The following is a 19,682-nucleotide window of genomic DNA, read 5'->3' as shown; positions in this document are numbered from 1 at the left end:
CCTGCCCGAGGGCACTTCACGATCGTCCGTCGCCGCCTCCGCACGCCAAGCATCGACTTGACGCCCGGTTTTTTATGTCGGACTAAAGCATCGATAACGCGTCGTCGCGCAACGCAGTGGGCAGGGTCCTACCGAACCGCAGATCGACGCCCTTGGTGGAGGACCTGATGCTCACTCGACGCTTCTTCCTGGCTGGCGCTGCCGCGGCCTCGGCAACCCCGGCCTTCAGCCGCGACACCGCACCGACGATCGTCAACCCGGTCGTGCGCCAGCGCGCCGATGCCCAGGTGTTTCGCCATTCCGATGGCTGGTATTATCTGACCGGCTCGGTACCCGAATATGATCGGCTGGTGCTGCGCCGTTCGCGCACGCTCGCCGGACTCGCGTCCGCGCCCGAGCGGGTGTTGTGGCGTCATCAGGCGAGCGGACCGATGTCGGGCTTTCTGTGGGCGCCGGAACTCCACCAGATCGACGGCAAGTGGGTGATGTATTTCGCGGCCGGACCCAGCGGCGGCGGCGAGGACGTGTTCCGCATCCGTACCTACGCCGTGGTGTGCGACGGCAGTGATCCGATGAGCGGCCGCTGGTCGGTGCTCGGCCAGCTCCAGACCCCGTGGGACAGCTTCAACCTCGACTCCACCAGCTTCGTGCACAAGGGCCGCCGCTATCTCGCCTGGGCGCAGCGCGAACCTGGCATCGAGACCAACTCGAACCTCTATCTCGCCCCCCTCGCCTCGCCACTCGTGCTCGCGGCGGCCCCCGTGCGGCTGTCGGTTCCGACGCTCGACTGGGAAGTCCGCGGCTTCAAGGTGAACGAGGCACCGGCGGTGCTCGCGCGCAACGGCAAGCTGTTCATGACCTATTCGGCCAGCGCCACCGATTCGCGCTACTGCATGGGGATGCTGAGCTGCCGCGCCGATGCGGATCTGATGGATGCGGCCAACTGGTCGAAGTCGCCGGTGCCGGTCTTCCAGACCTCTGCCGAGCACAAGATTTACGGCCCTGGCCACAACAGCTTCACCGTCGACGAGCACGGCCGCGACGTGCTGGTCTATCACGCCCGCGACTATGACCAGATCAAGGGCGACCCCCTGTTCGACCCCAACCGGCACACGCGCATGCAGTATTTCCGCTACGCCGCCGATGGCACCCCGATCTTCGGCGCGCCGGTAGCGAACGGCCCCTTGCGGCGGATCTGAGCGCTGCGCGCCGGCCTAGCAGCGCAACAACATCCGGCGCGCGCCTCCAATTACTCTGATAAATAATGCAGCCGCATGGCGCTTTCCGGCGGCAGCATCAGCGCATTCTCGCTGTTACCGCTAACTCTGTGTCAAATTTGCAACTGACTTTTCAAATTATGCCGGACTAATGCAGCGATCACGCGCAACGCCGCTTGCCCGCTGAGCCAATTCTGAATAGGTAAAAGTCAGAGTAATGGGCGCCAAAAGAGCGCCGTCTCATCAAACCTTCAGTCGTGGGGAGGATACCAGATGGTGTCGAAATTGCTGTTTCTGGCTTCGGTTTCCGTGGCGTCGATCGCGCTTGGCGGACAGGCGGACGCCCAGGTAGATCGCATCGCCGGTGAGGACGCGCAGCAGCAGGCCGGCGCGCCGCAAGACCCGGTGGCGGACGAGATCGTCGTCACCGGTGTGCGCGCCTCGATCGTAGGCGCGCTCAACCGTCGTCGCGAATCCACGCAGATCGTCGATTCTATTGTCGCCGAGGATGTGGGCAAATTGCCCGACAACAACGTGGTCGAGGCGCTTCAGCGCGTCACCGGCATCCAGGTGACCGATCGCGGCCAGGGCGAAGCCGCCGGCATTCAGATCCGCGGCCTTCCCGATGCGCTGACCACGCTGAACGGCCGCAACATCTTCACCGCCGCCGGCCAGTCCTTCTCGCTGCAGGACGTCTCCGCCAACCTCATCCAGCGCGTCGACGTCTACAAGACCCGCGCTGCCGACCAGATCGAGACCGGCCTTGCCGGCCAGGTCGACGTCGTCACGCGTCGCCCGTTCGACTTCAAGGGCTTCGCCGTCTCGGCGCTCGCCCGCGGGATCTACGACCAGGAGGCCGACAAGATCAACCCGAACGCCGCGCTGCTGATCAGCGATCGCTGGGAGACCGGCATCGGCGATATGGGCCTGCTGGTGAACGGCAGCTACACCCGCTCCAAGTTCCGCACCATGTCGACCACGGCGGGCGCGTTCGTGCCGTTCGCGACGCTCAATCCGCCGGCGGGCACCGGGCTGACCGGCTTCCAGCGCATCTTCCCGGCGGCAACCGATCCCAAGACCGGCGCCTTCCTCTCCGGACCGGGCGTCGGCGACTGGCAGGTCGGCACCGAAGCGGGCCTGCCGACAGCGGCCGGCTCGACCATGAAGGTCAACGGCATCACCACGCCCTACTGGCTGTCGCGCGACGCGGTGTTCAGCTCCGACCTGTACGGCAAGCGCGAGCGCCCTTCGGCCAACGCCGCATTCCAGTGGGCGCCGAACAGCAGCTCGGTCTACACCGCCGAGGTCTTCTATTCGGGATTCCGCGGCGAGACCTATAACAGCCTGCAGTTCAGCTTCGTCGACTTCTGGGCCAATCCGCAGGCGCCGACGCTGTACGACGGCACCAATATCGTGAAGTCGCGCGTCGCGAACAGCGTCTACGGCTTCAACAGCGGCGACTATACCCGCAGCCAGACCGACAGCTTCGTCTATGCCCTGAACGGCAAGTGGGATATGGGCAGCCGCGGCGGCATCGTCGCCGACCTCGCCTACCAGACCAGCAAGTACAAGACCGCCTTCTTCGCGATGCGCACCGACCGGGTGGCGAACAAGATCACCACCGACTTCAACGCCGGCGGCGGCATCCCCTCCTATCATTTCGACAATGACGCAGCGCTTGCCGATCCCAAGGTGTGGAACGTCGCGCAGCTTTACGACAACGCCAATCGCGACAAGGGCAGCGCCTTTACCGCGATGCTCGACGGCCATTATGGCTGGGACGAAGGCTTTCTGCGCCAGATCAAGGCGGGCTTCCGCTTCGACGACCGCAAGGCGTCGAGCGATATCCGCACCGCCGATGCCGGCAATCTGGGCCGTCCGCTCTCCAGCCTGCCGGCGGGGGCGAGCTTCACCAACTCCGGCTTCTTCGAAGGCCGCGGCGACGTGCCGACCAGCTGGGTAACCGCGAACGGCTATTACAACTATGCCCATGCCGACGAGATCCGGAAGCTCTACGGGCTGAAGACCTCCGACCAGCTGACCATGACGCGCGTGTTCGACGTGGAGGAGAAGACCACCGCCGCCTATGTCCAGGCGGACGGCGAACTGACCATCTTCGGCCGCGCGCTCAACCTGCAGGCAGGCGTGCGCTATGTCGCGGTGGATACCGATGCCGTGTTCGTCGATCGCTTCAACAACGGCGCGATTTCGCGCGCCTCGCCGGGTTCGGACCGCTTCCTGCCCAGCTTCACCGCGCGCTACGAGATCCTGCCCAACCTGCGCGCGCGCTTCAACTATGGCCAGACGCTGCGCCGCCCGAACTTCGGCGACATCAACCCGAACTATTCGCTGACCGGCGACCTGACCAATGTCGGCTATGGCAGCGGTTCGGCGGGTACCGCCGGGCTTCAGCCGACCACCTCGAAGAACTATGACGCTGCGCTCGAATGGTATTTCGGCCGGAACAGCGCGATCACCGTCACCGGCTTCCGCCGCGACATTCAGGGGCTGGTCGTCCCCGTGAGCCAGCTCGAGTTCATCCCGAACAACGGCATCGTCGCCGGTGCCACCAACAATTTCGTAATCAGCCGCCCGGCCAATGCCTCGAACGGCGTGCTCAAGGGCCTGGAAGTGGGGCTTACCTATTTCCCGACCTACCTCCCCTCCTTCCTCGATGGCCTGGGCTTCCAGGGCAGCCTGACGGTGCTGGACTCGAGCCAGAACGTCCCGATCTACAATAATTCGGGCAAGCAGATCGGCGAGCAGCAGTCGGGCTTCTTCGGCGTTTCCGACTTTTCGTACAACGCCACGCTCGCTTATGATCACGGCCCGATCGGCGCACGCCTCTCCTATGTCTACCGCAATGCCTGGCAGGTGCGGAACGAGGCCCGGCTGTTCGCCAACCCGCTGGGCGTCTGGCGCCGGGCCGAGGCCAGCCTCGACCTCCAGCTGACCGCCCGGATCACCAACCGGCTCGGCCTGACCTTCGATGCGGTGAACCTCACCCGGACCAAGCAGCAGGAATATTACCGGTTCGGGAATGTCGGCGACAAGGATCGCTTCAACCTGGGTACGGTGCTGATCCCGCGGACCTTCGCGATCGGGGCCCGCTACAGCTTCAACTGATCTCTTCAAGGGCGGGCCCGAGGGTCCGCCCGCTTCGCATCTGGAAGGAATTGCCCGTGAAGCGCACCTCGTCGCTCGCGTTGCTGCTGCTCGCCTCCGCCTGTGGCGGCAACGACAGCCCGCCGCCCGCCTCGGTCGTCGTCGTGCCGACGCCCACGCCGACGCCAAGCCCTACGCCGACGCCCACCCCGACCCCGACCGCAAGTCCCACGCCGACCTCGATCGCGCTGAGCGGCGCGGTCAGTCCGGTGCATGACCCGTCGATCCTGAAGGACGGCGACAGCTATTATCTGTTCACCACCGGCAATGCCGGCGATCCGGAGGGGCTGCTGGCACTCCGCACCTCGCCCGACATGCGTGCCTGGACGCTGCGCGGCGGCAGTTACCTCGCGCTGCCCGCCTGGGCCAAGACTGCCGTGCCGGGCGCCACCGGCATGTGGGCCCCGGACATCTCCAAGGTCGGCAGCCAGTACCGCCTCTATTATTCGGTTTCGACCTTCGGGAAAAACCAGTCCGCGATCGGCCTGGCGACCGCCAGCAAAATTGATCCGACGGCACCGGCGGCCAATTGGGCCGATCAGGGGTCCGTCATCCAGTCGCAGGCCAGCGACGACTTCAACGCGATCGATCCAATGGCGTTTGCCGACGCCGATGGCCGCTCCTGGCTGGTATTCGGCAGCTTCTGGTCCGGCATCAAGCTGATCCGCCTCGATCCCACGACCGGGCTGCGGCTGACCGGAGACGCCGCGCCGCGCGCATTGGCGCAGCGGCCCGCACCGGGCGCGATCGAGGCGCCCTACATCATCCGTCACGGCAGCTATTACTATCTGTTCGTCTCGTTCGATTCCTGCTGCCAGGGCGCCGCGAGCACCTACAACACGGTGGTCGGCCGCGCCTCGGCGCCGGATGGACCCTATGTGGATCGGGACGGGCGGTCGATGCTGCAGGGCGGCGGCACCGCCGTGCTGGCCAACGGTCAAGGCGATGGCAGCCGCTATGTCGGGCGAGGCGGCGCGTCGATCCTCCAGCAGAGCGACGGCGACTATATCGTCTACCATGCCTATGACCGGCAGCAGAACGGTGCCCCGACGCTGCAGATCCAGAAGCTGAGCTGGACGACAGACGGCTGGCCGATCGCAAGCTGAGACCTGTCGGGGAAGCGCCCCGCCCCTCCCGGCGGTGCGTTTCCCCTGGGCGGAATGGGGCGCTGAACGTTGATCCCGAAACCGTTTCGCAGGTGCGCGAAGGCACGCTATCGTGCCCCCAAGCAAAAGCTTATTTTCCCATCTCTCAACTCGGAATTACCACCCCCAGCGAACCACACGGAGGATGGGATGGGGCGCAGGTACGGATGGATGGTCGCGGGTCTGCTGGCGGGGATCGCCCCGCCCGCGCTGGCACAGGCGCAGGAGGCGGCCACACCGGCGGCCCAGTCGAACGACATCGTCGTCACCGCGCGCTTTCGCAACGAGAACCTCCAAGACGTGCCGATCGCCGTCTCGGTAGTGAACGGTGATGCCGCTGCCTCGCGCAACCTTAACACGCTGCAGGACCTCTCGACCGTCATCCCGACAGTGGACTTCCGCAACGGCCAGTCGAACAAGGATCGCACCGTGTTCGTCCGCGGCGTCGGCACGATCACCACGTCGCCGGGCGTCGAGAGCTCGGTCTCGACGGTGATCGACGGCGTGGTACTGGTGCGTCCGGGTCAGGCGACGCTCGACCTGCTCGATCTCGACCATCTCGAGGTGCTGCGCGGACCGCAGGGCACGCTGTTCGGCAAGAACGCCTCGGCCGGCGTGATCAACCTCGTCACCAAGGCGCCGAGCAAGGTCCAGACCGAAACGCTGGAGGCCGGCTATTACGAAGGCGGCGAAGGGCGCATCAAGGGCAGCGTCTCCGGTCCGATCACCAGCACTATCGGCTATGCGCTGAGCGGGCTCTACGCCTCGTACAAGGGCAATGTGTTCAACGTCGGCACCGGCCACAAGGTGAACGGCTATGACCGCTGGGGCGTGCGCGGCAAGATTGTCGCGCGGCCCAATGACGATGTGACGATCACCTTCGCCGGCGACTATCTATACAACCGCGACAACACGCCGCAGGGCGTCTATGTCAGTTCCTCGCGCGTGGCCTTCCCGACCAATGTGGTGACGCCGAATCCGACGCTGGCGGGGCTGCTCACCCAGGAAGGCACCCCGCCCTCGGCCAACAACAAGCGAGTCAACACCAATTTCGACGCTGAGGTGCGCGATCGCAACTATGGCGGCTCGATCACGCTCGATTGGCGGCTGGGCGGCGGCTACACGCTGACCTCGATCACCGCCTATCGCGAATGGCGCAACCACCAGACACCGGACTGGGACGCGCGCGCGATCCTTGCCACGGGTTTCCCGCAGGGCCGCGACGACGGGCGCGTCGATTTCGACCAGTTCTCGCAGGAGATCCGCCTCGCGTCGCCGCAGGGCGGGCTGGTCGACTATGTGGTCGGCGCCTATCTGCTCGCCGCCGACACCGACGAGCGCTACCAGCGCAGCGTCACCCAGCTGATCGGCGGTGCGCCGGTCACCAACAACGGGGTGGCGAACTACGGTATCCACGCACAGAACCATGCGCTGTTCGGCGAGGCGAACCTCCACGCGACCGACACGCTGACCTTCATTGCGGGCGGGCGGCTGATCCACGATTCGCTCAGCTATTTCCACCAGCGCGTGTCGGACACCGCGACCGGCGTGGCAGGCATTCGCCCTAGCTTCGCCAGCAGCGGCAAGACCGACCGGGTGGACTACAGCGCCCGCGCCGGCGTGCAGTACAAACTGGCGCCCAACGCCAACACCTATTTCACCTTCTCGCGCGGCTATAAGGGCCCGGCCTACAACGTCTTCTTCAACATGCAGGCGTTCGACACCGAGCCGCTCGCGCCCGAGACTTCGACCAGCTACGAAGTGGGCCTGAAGGGCAGCTTGTTCGACGGCAGGTTTAGCGGCGGCATCGCGGCGTATCTCACGAATTATGATGGCTTCCAGGCGAACTATGCGGATACGTATCTGGGCGCGATCGTCACTCGGCTGATCAACGCCGGCAGCGTGCAGACCAAGGGCGTCGAGGCCGACCTGAACGCACGGCCCACCGATCACCTGACGCTGAACTTCGCGGTGGCGCGCACCGATGCGCATATCCGGCACTTCAACTGCCCGGCCGCCACCAGCTGCACCTCGCTGGACGGCCAACCCCTCCCCTTCGCGCCGGACTGGAAGCTGAGCGGGGGCGCTGCCTGGAAGCTGCCGATCACCGACGGCCTGGCGGTCGAGCTGCAGACAGACGCCAGCTACAAGACCAAGACCCAGTACGCGATCACCCAGACGCCGGACACGATCCAGCCCGCCTATGGCATCTGGAACGCCAGCATCGCGCTGATCGGCGGCGAGCGCTGGGAGCTGCGCGCGCTGGTCAAGAACATCCTCGACCAGCACTATGCCAATTATCTGGTCTATGGCACCACCGCGGGCGTGGCCCGTTACGTGCCTCGGGACAATGATCGCTATGTCGGCCTGAATGCGCGCATCCGCTACTGACACTACCGCTGGGGCACAGGGTCGCTGGGCGATCCTGGCCCTCGTTTTCGGCGCGGTGATGCTGAATTATGTCGACCGGCAGATCCTCGCGCTGTTGAAGCCGATGCTGCAGGGCGAGTTTCACTGGTCCGACCGCGACTATGCGCACATGGCCTCGGCCTTCCAGTTCGCGGCGGCGCTGGCCTTTCTCGGCACCGGCTGGTTCCTCGACCGGGTGGGTCTGCGACGCGGCTTCGCACTCGGCGTGGCGGTGTGGAGCCTTGCCGGCATGGCGCATGCCTTCGCCACCACCGTCACACAGTTCGTCGCGGCGCGCGCCGTGCTGGGCGCGGCGGAGTCGATCGGTACCCCGGCGGCGGTGAAGTCTGCCGCGACCTTCTTCCCGCCGGCCGAGCGCTCGCGCGCGCTAGGCATCGGCAACACCGCACCCAATTTCGGTGCGATCCTGACGCCGCTGCTGATCCCGGCGCTGGCGTTGTTGGTCGGCTGGAAGGGCAGCTTCCTGATCGCGGGCGGGCTTGGTCTCGTCTGGGTCGCGGTGTGGCTACGCTATGTGCCTGCTGCCGCCAGCGTGCGGGGCCCGCGATCGGAGGTGCCGTGGCTCCATCTCCTCCGCAGCCGGCGGACGCTTGCCATCGCCGTCGCCAAGGTGCTGAGCGACCAGGTCTGGTGGTTTCTGCTGTTCTGGACGCCGGACCTGTTCCACCGCCAGTTCGGGCTGGAGCAAGGCGCGCTGGGGCTGCCCGTGGCACTCGCCTACAGCCTCGCCGCGCTGGGGGCGATCAGCGGCGGCTGGGTGCCGGGCTGGTTGCTCGCGCGCGGCTGGGCACCGGAGGAGGTGCGGCACACGACGCTGATCGGCTATGCGCTGCTCGTGCTGCCAATCCCGCTGGTGCTGGTGGCGAGCAACCCCTGGGTTGCCGCGCTGCTGCTCGGCCTCGCGCTGTTCGCGCACCAGGGCTTCTCGACCAACGTGTTCGGCCTCGCGACCGACATCATCCCCGCGAACCGCGTGGGATCGGTGATCGGCATCGGCGCCTTTGCCGGCAACCTGGCCGGCATGGCCATTCTCGAGCTGGCCGGTTGGTCGCTCGACAATGGCCATGGCTATGCGCCGATGTTCTGGATCGCCGCCTTTTCCTATCTTGCCGGCGCGCTCCTCGTCCGCTGGATCCTGCCGCGCGCCGCCTATGCGGACGCGGACTGACCCAGCAGCTCGGCCATGTCCACCACCCGGTGCTCGCGCAGACTGATCTCCGCCGCCATGCCGATGGCGACGGCCTTCAGCCCATCCTCGGCGGTCACTTCCACCGGCCCCTCGCCCCGTACCGCGCGCGCGAAGGCCTGATGTTGGTAGAAGGTCGAGCCATGGTGCGAGCCCGCCGCCAGCGCCGCGGCGTCGACCTCGATGTGACGCTTCTCGGGCGCCTTGGGATTGCCGAAGCCGGTGCGCGGCGCGCGGGTGAGCACGCTGCCCGGGATGCTCACGTCGAGCCGGGCAATATCGCCAGTCGCGACGATCTCCTCCTGCTCCTCCGCCCCGTCCGCGAACATGCACAGATCGAGCAGCGCGCGGGTTCCGTCGGCGAAGTCGACCGTGGTGAAGCTGTTGTCGACGATGTCCGGCGTGACGCCGTCATAGCGTTCATCGAGATGGTTCACGTTCTGCGCGCCCGAGCAATAGACGCGCACCGGCTCGCTGCGAACGATGAAGCGCATCAGGTCGAAGAAGTGGCAGCATTTCTCCACCATCGTGCCGCCGGTATTGCGGGCGAAGCGGTTCCAGTCGCCGACCTTCACCAGGAAGGGAAAACGGTGCTCGCGCATCGCCAGCATCCGCAGCCGGCCGATCGCGCCGCCATGGACGCCCGCGATCAGCGCGGCGACCGGCGGCATGTAGCGATACTCCATCGCGGTCCAGAACACCGCGTCGTGGCGCGCGGCGCGTTCGGCGAGCCAGCGCGCATCGTCGATCGTCGTCGCCAGCGGCTTCTCGCAGAGGATATGGAGCCCGGCGTCGAACAGCGGCGCTACCGTCTGCCGGTGCGTGAAGTTCGGGCTCGCGACGATCACCGCGTCGAGCCCGTCATGCTGGGCGAGCGCCTCGGCATCGCGGTACGCAGTTACGTCCTGCGCCTTGCCGCCCAGCGCCTCGCGCGCCCAGCCGAGCGAGGTCTCGACCGGATCGGCGATCGCCACCAGTTCCGCCCCAGGCGTGATCGCGAGATTGCGGATATGCTCCACCCCCATCATCCCGCACCCGACCAGCCCGTACCGAATTCGCGACGCCATCATCTTCTCCAGAGGCATTGATTCATGACCACCCTCCATCCCCAGACCGACGCTTCCGGCAAGCAAGAACAACTTCCCCCCTGCGAAGTGAGCTGGTTTTCTGCGCTTTGCGACGATGATTACGAGTTTCTTGGGCAACCCGACCCGCACCTGCTCTCCAGCTGGGAGCATTGCCGCGACATCGTGCTGGCGGCGGAAAGCGCCGGGTTCGACAATATCCTGCTGCCCTCGGGCTATGCGCTGGGCATCGACACCACCGCCTTCGCCGCCGCGATCGCCACGTTGGTCCGCCGTATACGGCTGCTGATGGCGGTGCGCGTCGGCGAGAGCTGGCCGCCCCAACTCGCCCGCCAGATCGCGACGATCGACCGAATCCTGGGCGGCCGCCTCGCGGTCAACATCATCTCCTCCGACCTGCCGGGCGAAACGCTGGCCTCCGCCCCCCGCTACCGCCGCACGATCGAGGCGATGCATATCCTGAAGACGCTGCTGAACGGCGAGGCGCTGGATCACCAGGGCGAGTTCTGGCAGCTCAAGGTCGAGCCGCCGCGGATCACCACCGTTTCGGGCCGGGCGCCGCAATTCTATTTCGGCGGTCTTTCGGAAGACGCGCGCGAGGCAGCAGCCGAAGGCGCCGACGTTTACCTGATGTGGCCGGACCGGCTGGACGCCGTCGCCGCCACGCTCGACGACCTGCGCGCCCGCGCCGCCAGGCGCGGCCGGACGCTGCGCTTCGGGTACCGCATCCATGTCGTCGTGCGCGAGACCGAGGCGGAGGCACGCACCGCCGCCGACCGGCTGCTGTCACATCTCGACGCGGCGCAGGGCGAGGCGATCCGCGCCCGCTCGCTCGACGCGCAGTCCGCCGGCGTGCGCCGCCAGGCTGAACTGCGCGAGGCCTCGGCCGGCGACGGCTATGTCGAGGACAATCTGTGGACCGGGATCGGGCGGGCGCGCTCGGGCTGCGGCGCGGCGATCGTCGGCGATCCGGATCAGGTGCTCGCCAAGCTCCAAGCCTATCGCGGGCTGGGGATCGAGGCGTTCATTCTCTCGGGCTACCCGCATGCCGCGGAAGCGGACCTGTTCGCCCGGCACGTGCTGCCAAAGCTGGCGCATGGCCCGCTGGCCTGAGCTGCAGGGCGGGTCGCACCGGGCAGACCCACCCCACCGCTTCCAGTCCCTCGGTCGGCGGCAAGCCCGATCGGCAAACCTGGGGCCCAGGGCGATCAGAAGGACTTGCTGATCCGTAGTTTGGCATGCCCCGCGCGCTCCCCCGCCGCGCCGCGCATGCCGACTTCGACATCGATGCTCCAGCGGATGATCAGGTTCAGGCGACTGCCCATGGAGAATTGATATTGCTCCCGCTGCCAGCCCGCACTGCGAAGCTGGTACACGGAGGTGCCCGCAAAGTTGGCATAATCCAACGCCTGCACGCCAGCGCCGCGGAATTCGTGCAGCCATTCGGCGCCTACGCGCGGGCTCACCTTGGCGAAGCCAATGTCACGCGTGAATTCGATGCGCCCCCCCAGCACGCCGGTCAGCGAGCGGATGTTGCGCCGGTCAAACCGCAGCGAATAGCGGTCCGCCCCCGTCTCCGCATAGGCCTTCAGCGTGCCCTGAAGCCACTCCATCCGGCCATAGCCGGACCAGCGCAGCGCGCCTTCGCGCCGATCCCACCCCGCGGAAACCGCGCCGAAGGTCATGTCGCCATCGCGCGAGCCGAACGCCACCAGGCCGCTTTCTGCAATGTCCCGCCGCGTGCGGTACGCCAGCATTCCCCGCCCGATCATCGCGTCGACGAACATGCCGTCGATCGGCGCCATGCTGCCATAGGCGGCGAACACGCGGGTTTCGCCCCGCACCCGTGCCGCCTCGCCATCGATCTTGCTCACCTCGCTACCATAGCCGCCGCCCACCCCCAGCGTCGCCCAATCGGCGATCCGCAGATCGGCCCCGGCAGAGAGGCCACCGCTCGACAGGCTGATCTTGGCACGCCCCGAGCGCCGATCCAGCGTGCCGACTTCGATCGCCCCCCCTGTCCAGAAAGCCAGTGTGCCAACTGCACGCGCGTCCGAGGCGCCCGTGTCCCCACGCATCCCGTCGTCTCCTACCCGGACATCGCCCATTTCGGCCGAATCGCGCGTGATGCGGCCGGGCAGTGCGGCGTTTGTCAGATCCTCGCGGGCACCCGTCGCACTGCTGCCAAGAGCAGCGCGACCCCGGTCGTTTACCGACCGTGCTGCATCGTGCAGCGTATTGTCCGGGGTGCGCGATTCCATCGCCACATCCCGAAGACTGACCGCGATACCCAACGCTTTGGTCGCGCCGCCGCCATGGTGCAGTTCCTGCGCACGGGCCATGAAATTGGACACCTGCGCGCGCGCGAACCGGCGCGCCGTTTCCACCTGCGCATCGGAGATTGCCCGCACCCGAGGGTCGGCCGCGGGGTCCGGACGCGCGGTCACGGTAATCGTCACCTCAGCCGGCGGCGACGCCCCGAACGCATTGGCCAGGCGATAGCGCACGATCACGGTTCCACCGAAATGGGCTTTGGTGGTGACTTCAAGCCGGAAGCTCGGTTCGGCCGCGCTCCCCCCCTGCACGATGCGCGTGGTTGCCGCGTCGGCGGGGGAAATACTGTCGATGATAGCGGTGGTGAAAGGCCCCCCCACCGCGCCGGCGGTCAGATCGACCGAGACCGTCTGCGCGTCGCCGACACTGGCCTTTTTGGGCTGTGCGGTGGGCACCTGTCCGGTCACGTCAATCTCCACCGTGGCCGGCATTGAACGGCCGCCCGGGCCCACGGCCACGAACTGGAAGCTGTCCTTGCCTGAGAAGCCGGCTCGCGGAACATAGACGGCGGTCCAGCCCGGCGTTGCCATCGCTCGCGCCTCACCCGCCGCCCGCGTCGTCGCGGCGGCCACCACGCCCGGCCCACGCAGGGTCAGCGTACCGTTCCTCGGGGGCGTGGCGATCTCGACCTCGGTGAAGTTGCCGTTCACGAGGTTGGAAAGATTGATCCCGACACTGGAGCCGTTTTCCACCGTCGTGCCCGTCGCCGCGACGTTGACAGGCTCGGCGGCAGGCGGTGGTGGAGCGCCAATCATGATCGACACCGTCGCCGGGCTGGACGTGCCCCCCGGACCCGTGGCTGTGTAGGTGAAGCTGTCGGCACCGAAGCTGCCGCTGTTCGGCACATAGCTGGCGCTGGTGCCGCTCACCGTCACCGTTCCCTTGGCCGGTGCGGTTGCCACCGCCAGCGTGGTGTAGACGCCGCCCGGCACCAGCGAAATCGCCTGCGCCGTGCTGCCATAGGCAACCTCGGCACTGACGGCGCCCACCGTCGGCACCGCCGGCGTCGCGATAGTGATCGACACCGTCGCCGGGCTGGACGTGCCCCCCGGGCCCGTGGCCGTGTAAGTGAAGCTGTCGGCGCCGAAGCTGCCGCTGTTCGGTACGTAGCTGGCGCTGGTGCCGCTCACCGTCACCGTTCCCTTGGCCGGTGCAGTTCCCACCGCCAGCGCGGTGTAGACGCCGCCCGGCACCAGCGAAATCGCCTGCCCCGTGCTGCCATAGGCAACCTCGGCACTGACCGCCCCCGCCGTCGGCACCGCCGGCGTTGCGATGGTGATCGACACCGTCGCCGTGCTGGACGTGCCCCCTGGACCCGTGGCTGTGTAGGTGAAGCTGTCGGCGCCGAAGCTGCCGCTGTTCGGCACATAGCTGGCGCTGGTGCCGCTCACCGTCACCGTTCCCTTGGCCGGTGCGGTTCCCACCGCCAGCGTGGTGTAGACGCCGCCCGGCACCAGCGAAATCGCCTGCCCCGTGCTGCCATAGGCAACCTCGGCACTGACGGCGCCCACCGTCGGCACCGCCGGCGTCGCGATAGTGATCGACACCGTCGCCGGGCTGGACGTGCCCCCCGGGCCCGTGGCCGTGTAAGTGAAGCTGTCGGCGCCGAAGCTGCCGCTGTTCGGTACGTAGCTGGCGCTGGTGCCGCTCACCGTCACCGTTCCCTTGGCCGGTGCAGTTCCCACCGCCAGCGCGGTGTAGACGCCGCCCGGCACCAGCGAAATCGCCTGCCCCGTGCTGCCATAGGCAACCTCGGCACTGACCGCCCCCGCCGTCGGCACCGCCGGCGTTGCGATGGTGATCGACACCGTCGCCGTGCTGGACGTGCCCCCTGGACCCGTGGCTGTGTAGGTGAAGCTGTCGGCGCCGAAGCTGCCGCTGTTCGGCACATAGCTGGCGCTGGTGCCGCTCACCGTCACCGTTCCCTTGGCCGGTGCGGTTCCCACCGCCAGCGTGGTGTAGACGCCGCCCGGCGCCAGCGGGATCGCCTGACCCGTGCTACCATAGGCCACCTCGGCACTGACGGCGCCCGCCGTCGGCACCGCCGGCGTCGCGATAGTGATCGACACCGTCGCCGGGCTGGACGTGCCCCCCGGACCCGTGGCTGTGTAGGTGAAGCTGTCGGCACCGAAGCTGCCGCTGTTCGGCACATAGCTGGCGCTGGTGCCGCTCACCGTCACCGTTCCCTTGGCCGGTGCGGTTGCCACCGCCAGCGTGGTGTAGACGCCGCCCGGCGCCAGCGGGATCGCCTGACCCGTGCTACCATAGGCCACCTCGGCACTGACGGCGCCCGCCGTCGGCACCGCCGGCGTCGCGATAGTGATCGACACCGTCGCCGGGCTGGACGTGCCCCCCGGACCCGTGGCTGTGTAGGTGAAGCTGTCGGCACCGAAATAGCCGCTGGCCGGGACATAGGTTACAACATCGCCCGCGACGCTCGCCGTGCCGTGCGCGGGCACCATGACGATGGCGATCGCATTGTGTACGCCCCCGCTGATGCTTGCGGCAAGATCGATGGCGCTTCCCGCGCCGGAATAGGGTACAGCGACGTCGGAGCGATTCCCCGCCACCGGTGCGGCGACTACCGTGATCGCCTGGCGAAGCGCAGTCGCTGCAGCATAGTTGGCGTCGCCCGCCTGAGAGGCGATCACGATGCACGTTCCCGCAGCCGAAAAACTAACTATGTTCGCGCTGATCGTGCAGGCACCCGCACTGGCTGTATCGATGGCAAAGCTGGGAGCGAGACCCGCCGTCGAGATCGCGGCGACCGAATAGGCCGTGCCGCCAACCGGCACGGAATTTGGCGGCGTCGAGGTGAAGCTTAGGCTCTGGTCGCCCTGGGCAATGGTTCCGCTCACCGCGCCGGCTGTTGCGGTGCTCGGCGTTGCTGCGCTGTCTCGCACCGTGACGGTGTAGCTGAAGCTGCCCGCGACCGTCGGGGTCCCGCTGGCGAGCCCTGTGGCGGCGTCGAGACGGACACCTGCCGGCAGCGCACCCGAGGCAATGCTGAAGCTGTACGGTGCGACGCCACCGGTGGCGCTGCTAGCGTGCGAAAAGCTGGCGCCCACCTTCGATGCATCGACCGCGCCGCTGGCAATCGCAAGGGTCGCCGGGCGTATCGTGAAGCTGCGGGTAACGGTAGACGCCGCGCTCCAGGTCATGTCTCCGCCCTGGCTTGCGACGATCGTGCAGAGGCCCTGCGCGACGAACGTTGCCGTGCCGCCCGATACCATACAGACGGCAGCCGTGCTGCTGGCAAAGCTGACCGGGAGTCCGGAGCTCGCACTTGCGCTCAACGAGACGCTGCCGACCGTGATCGCGACGTCGGGGAGTGTGCCGAAGCTGATCGCCTGTGACGCGAGCCCGACGACAAAGCTCTGCTGCACCTGGCTCGCCGCACCATAGCTGGCGTTGCCGGCCTGGTTCGCGTTCACCGTGCAGCTGCCTGCCCCGGTGAAGCTGACCACCCCGCCGCTGATCGTGCAGACGCTGCTGCTCGACGCGTCCACCGTGAACGCCACGGCGAGACCCGAAGTGGCCGTCGCCGCCGGCGCATAGCTGGTGCCACCGACCACCGCCGCGCTCGGCGCCGTGGAGGTGAAGCTGATCGTCTGCGACGCGAGCCCGACGATAAAGCTCTGCTGCACCTGAATTGCCGCACCATAGCTGGCGTTGCCGGCCTGGTTCGCGTTCACCGTGCAGCTGCCTGCCCCGGTGAAGCTGACCACCCCGCCGCTGATCGTGCAGACGCTGCTGCTCGACGCGTCCACCGTGAACGCCACGGCGAGACCCGAAGTGGCCGTCGCCGCCGGCGCATAGCTGGTGCCACCGACCACCGCCGCGCTCGGCGCCGTGGAGGTGAAGCTGATCGTCTGCGACGCGAGCCCGACGATAAAGCTCTGCTGCACCTGAATTGCCGCACCATAGCTGGCGTTGCCGGCCTGGTTCGCGTTCACCGTGCAGCTGCCTGCCCCGGTGAAGCTGACCACCCCGCCGCTGATCGTGCAGACGCTGCTGCTCGACGCGTCCACCGTGAACGCCACGGCGAGACCCGAAGTGGCCGTCGCCGCCGGCGCATAGCTGGTGCCACCGACCACCGCCGCGCTCGGCGCCGTGGAGGTGAAGCTGATCGTCTGTGACGCAAGCCCGACGACAAAGCTCTGCTGCACCTGAATTGCCGCACCATAGCTGGCGTTGCCGGCCTGATCGGCATTCAGCCGGCAAGTGCCGACGCCGGCGAAGCTTACCACCCCCCCAACGATCGAACACACGCTGCTGCTGGAAGAATCCACTGTCAGGTTTACGGTCAGACCCGAGGTTGCCGTCGCCGTCGGCGCGTAGGTGGTACCGCCGACCACCGCTGCGCTTGGCGCCGTCGAGGTGAAACCGATCGTCTGGCTGCCGCGCGATACGGTGAAGCTCTGCTGGACTTGCGGTGCGGCATCGTAGCTGGTGTTGCCGGCCTGGTTCGCGTTGATCGTGCAGGTGCCGGCACCGATGAAACTCACGGTGCTGCCCGAAAGCGTGCAGATGGTGCTGCTGGTTGCATCGACCGTCAGCGCCGCGGCCAGCCCGGACGAAGCGGTGGCCGTGGCGGTATAGGTGAGACCGCCGACCACCGCCGCGCTTGGTGCCGTGGACGTAAACGACAGGGTTTGCCCGCGATCGGAAGCGACGGTCAGCAGCACGCTCTTGCTGGCCGTCTGCGCCAGCGCGTCGGTGACAGTGATCGTGAAGCTGGTGGCAGCAAGGCTCGTTGTCGGCGTGCCGTTCAGCGCGCCGGTCGACGTATCGAAGGTGACCCCGGTCGGCAGGGTGCCGCCGCTGATCGCGAACGTGCGAGGCATCTTGCCGCCGGATGCCGTGACCGCGAGGAGCGCATTGAACGTCGTCGTGTTGGCGGTGGCGGTGATCGAGGTGTAGGCTTGGGTCGCGGTCAGTGCGCTGTACGCCGTGAAGCTTCGCACCGCGGAATCGGCGGAGCTGTTGCCGGCGGCATCGGCTGCCCGGGCCTTGACGCTATGCGCGCCCGCCGTGAGCGCGGTCAGCGTGTAGGTCCATGCACCGCTGCCGTCACTGGTCGTCGTACCGTCGGCACTACCGTCGAGATACACTGTAAGGGTGGCGTCGGCCTCGGCCGTCCCGCTCACCGCCCGGTCGGTGACGACCCGTTCGGACGAGTCCGCCGGCGTGGAGACCACCGGCGCCGCGGGCGCGGTGGCATCCACGGTCCAGCTATAGCTGGCCGCGGTGCTGGTGCCGCCGACACTGGTCGCACGCACCTGGAAGCTGTGGCTGCCGTCCGCCAGGCCGGTATAGGTCTTCGGGCTGGTACAACTGGCGAAGGATCCCCCATCGATCGCACATTCGGCCGACCCGCTCGCCACGGTGAACTGGAAGGTGGCGCTGGTGCTGTTGGTCACCGCCGCGGGGGTGGAGGTGAGGGTCGGTGTGGTCGGCGGCGTGGCGTAGGTGAATTGGGCCGCAGCCCCGGTGGCGCTGGTGCCGCTGGGCGTGGTGACCGTCACGTCGACGGTGCCGGCGCTCGACGCCGGTGCGGTGGCCCGGATCTGGGTCGCGCTTTCGACCGTGAAGCCCGATGCGGCGTTGCCGCCGAAGCTGACGGCGGTGGCGCCGGTAAATCCTGTGCCGGTGAGGACCACGGTGGTACCGCCGGTCGTGGGGCCACCGGCGGGGGACAGGCCGGTGACGCTGGGTGCGACGACCGCACTGTTGGTGAGGCTGAAGGTTGAAGAGACCGATCCCGCAGTCGCCGTGACGGTATAGGCGCCGCCGGTGCTGTTCGCGGTGAACGTTCCGGCGCTGGCAACCCCGGATCCGTCGGTGGTGACGGTGATGCTATTGCTGCTGTTGGAGAAGGTACCGCTAGCGCCCGACCCCGGCGCCGTGAAGGTGACCGAGCTGTTCGCGATGATCGCGTTCGAACCGTCACGCACGGTCACGCTGAGCGGCGATGCGAATGCAGCACCGACCGACGCGGTCTGGTTGTTGCCGCCCGTGATCGAAACCGAGGCAGGGGTCTGGACGACGACGATCGAGGTCGGATCGCTGGCCGTCGCCGAAGCCGCTGCATTGCCGCCGGTCAGCGTCACACTGGGGGTGAGGCTGCTCGCCGCATTCGAGGCGATGTTCAGGCGCAAGGTAAGCGGATTGCCGCTTGCGCCATTGGCAATCGTATTTGAATAGACGCAGCGCGTGGACGTGCAGCTCCATCCCGCCCCGCTGCCCGAATTGAAGGTCATGCCGGACGGCAGGCTGAACGCCAACGCCAGGTTCGTGCCTGTGTTGGCGCCACTGGCGCTCGGCGTGATCGTGTAATCGACCGTCCCGCCCTGCTGCGGCGTGCCGACATGCGACATCGAGACGCCAAGCGAGAGGCTGGAATCGATGAAGGGAATGCAAGTAACCGTGGTGTTGACCACGGCCGTTACCCCGGCATTTCCAACATTGCTTGTGTACACACCGATTTCTTGCAGTGCGGAATTGATCGTGTAGCTCGACGTTTTCGTCGACGTATCGCTGGCCGTGAACTGCTTCTGCGTGCCGTTGGTGTCGGTCAGCGACAGATTGTTCCGAAAGCGAACGCGGGACGTGCCGGTCCCGCTGAGCCCCGACTCAAGCGAGGCCACGAAGGTCAGTTGATCGCCGATGGTGAACGAAAGAGCGGTACTGTTGTCGGGCACATAGCTGGTGGCGATCGAATCGTTATAGCTCAGCGACATCCGGATCATCGAGATGACCGCGCTGGTCACGCCCGTGCTGCCCGACGCCACATAGCCGGCCGTCGAGGTCGGCTGGGCAGCGCCGTTCACATACACCGATCGCATATTCATCAGGCCGTCGTTGACGGCCATGCACCCGCTGCTCTGCGCATGGGCGGAAGCAGGCACCAGAAGCACGGCGCCAGCGGCAGTAGCGACGACCGCGCCGCTGACGCAAGACACCTTGCGAAGCAGCAGGTCACGCAAAATACAGCCGATGTTAAACTTCATGAATACCCCTTCACGAACAGGTCCATTCGGACTGCCCATGCCCGCCAACCATCTGTATCGGCATTACTTTGCCGATAATATTTATAGATGCGACTCGAACGGGGTAT

7 protein-coding genes and 1 pseudogene are annotated in these 19,682 nt (G+C 67.0%); 6 read left to right on the top strand and 2 right to left on the bottom strand.

All coding sequences use genetic code 11. From position 1 onward, the window contains the following. Positions 1-167: 167 nt before the first annotated feature. The 5 genes and pseudogenes from OIM94_RS16580 to OIM94_RS16560 all read left to right on the top strand — a co-directional run. A pseudogene (locus OIM94_RS16580) lies at positions 168-1,187 on the top strand (family 43 glycosylhydrolase); the annotation flags it as partial. A 303-nt stretch (positions 1,188-1,490) separates the two neighbouring features. Beyond that, on the top strand, positions 1,491-4,343 hold the full coding sequence (locus OIM94_RS16575; protein ID WP_264607779.1) for a TonB-dependent receptor: 2,853 nt from the start codon (positions 1,491-1,493) through the stop codon (positions 4,341-4,343). A gap of 56 nt (positions 4,344-4,399) precedes the next feature. Then, complete coding sequence (locus OIM94_RS16570) at positions 4,400-5,488, top strand: arabinan endo-1,5-alpha-L-arabinosidase (RefSeq protein WP_264607778.1); 1,089 nt, start codon at positions 4,400-4,402, stop codon at positions 5,486-5,488. A gap of 189 nt (positions 5,489-5,677) precedes the next feature. Next, positions 5,678-7,918 carry a TonB-dependent receptor gene (locus OIM94_RS16565; protein ID WP_264607777.1) on the top strand — a complete coding sequence of 747 codons (2,241 nt, stop codon included), beginning with the start codon at positions 5,678-5,680 and terminating at the stop codon, positions 7,916-7,918. Further along, positions 7,899-9,125: an MFS transporter gene (locus tag OIM94_RS16560; RefSeq protein ID WP_264607776.1), complete on the top strand. Its 1,227-nt coding sequence runs from the start codon at positions 7,899-7,901 to the stop codon at positions 9,123-9,125. The genes OIM94_RS16565 and OIM94_RS16560 overlap by 20 nt, the downstream gene beginning before the upstream one ends. On the opposite strand, the gene OIM94_RS16555 is transcribed toward OIM94_RS16560, so the two are convergent. After that, the gene (locus OIM94_RS16555; RefSeq protein ID WP_264607775.1) at positions 9,107-10,210 is read right to left on the bottom strand and encodes a Gfo/Idh/MocA family protein; all 1,104 of its coding nucleotides are present in this window, start codon (positions 10,208-10,210) and stop codon (positions 9,107-9,109) included. The two genes, OIM94_RS16560 and OIM94_RS16555, sit on opposite strands and share 19 nt — an antisense overlap. Before the next feature lie 24 nt (positions 10,211-10,234). On the opposite strand from OIM94_RS16555, the gene OIM94_RS16550 reads away from it, so the two are divergent. Continuing rightward, positions 10,235-11,341 carry an LLM class flavin-dependent oxidoreductase gene (locus tag OIM94_RS16550; RefSeq protein ID WP_264607774.1) on the top strand — a complete coding sequence of 369 codons (1,107 nt, stop codon included), beginning with the start codon at positions 10,235-10,237 and terminating at the stop codon, positions 11,339-11,341. Between the two features lie 95 nt (positions 11,342-11,436). On the opposite strand, the gene OIM94_RS16545 is transcribed toward OIM94_RS16550, so the two are convergent. Next, positions 11,437-19,575 (bottom strand): Ig-like domain-containing protein, encoded by an 8,139-nt coding sequence (locus OIM94_RS16545; RefSeq protein ID WP_264607773.1) that lies wholly within the window; start codon positions 19,573-19,575, stop codon positions 11,437-11,439. Between the last annotated feature and the right edge of the window lie 107 nt (positions 19,576-19,682).

The sequence above is a fragment of the Sphingomonas sp. R1 genome (assembly GCF_025960285.1).
In the GTDB taxonomy this organism is placed as follows: Bacteria; Pseudomonadota; Alphaproteobacteria; order Sphingomonadales; family Sphingomonadaceae; genus Sphingomonas.
Note: the sequence above shows the minus strand (reverse complement) of the source record. Positions and strands in the feature narration are given on the sequence as shown.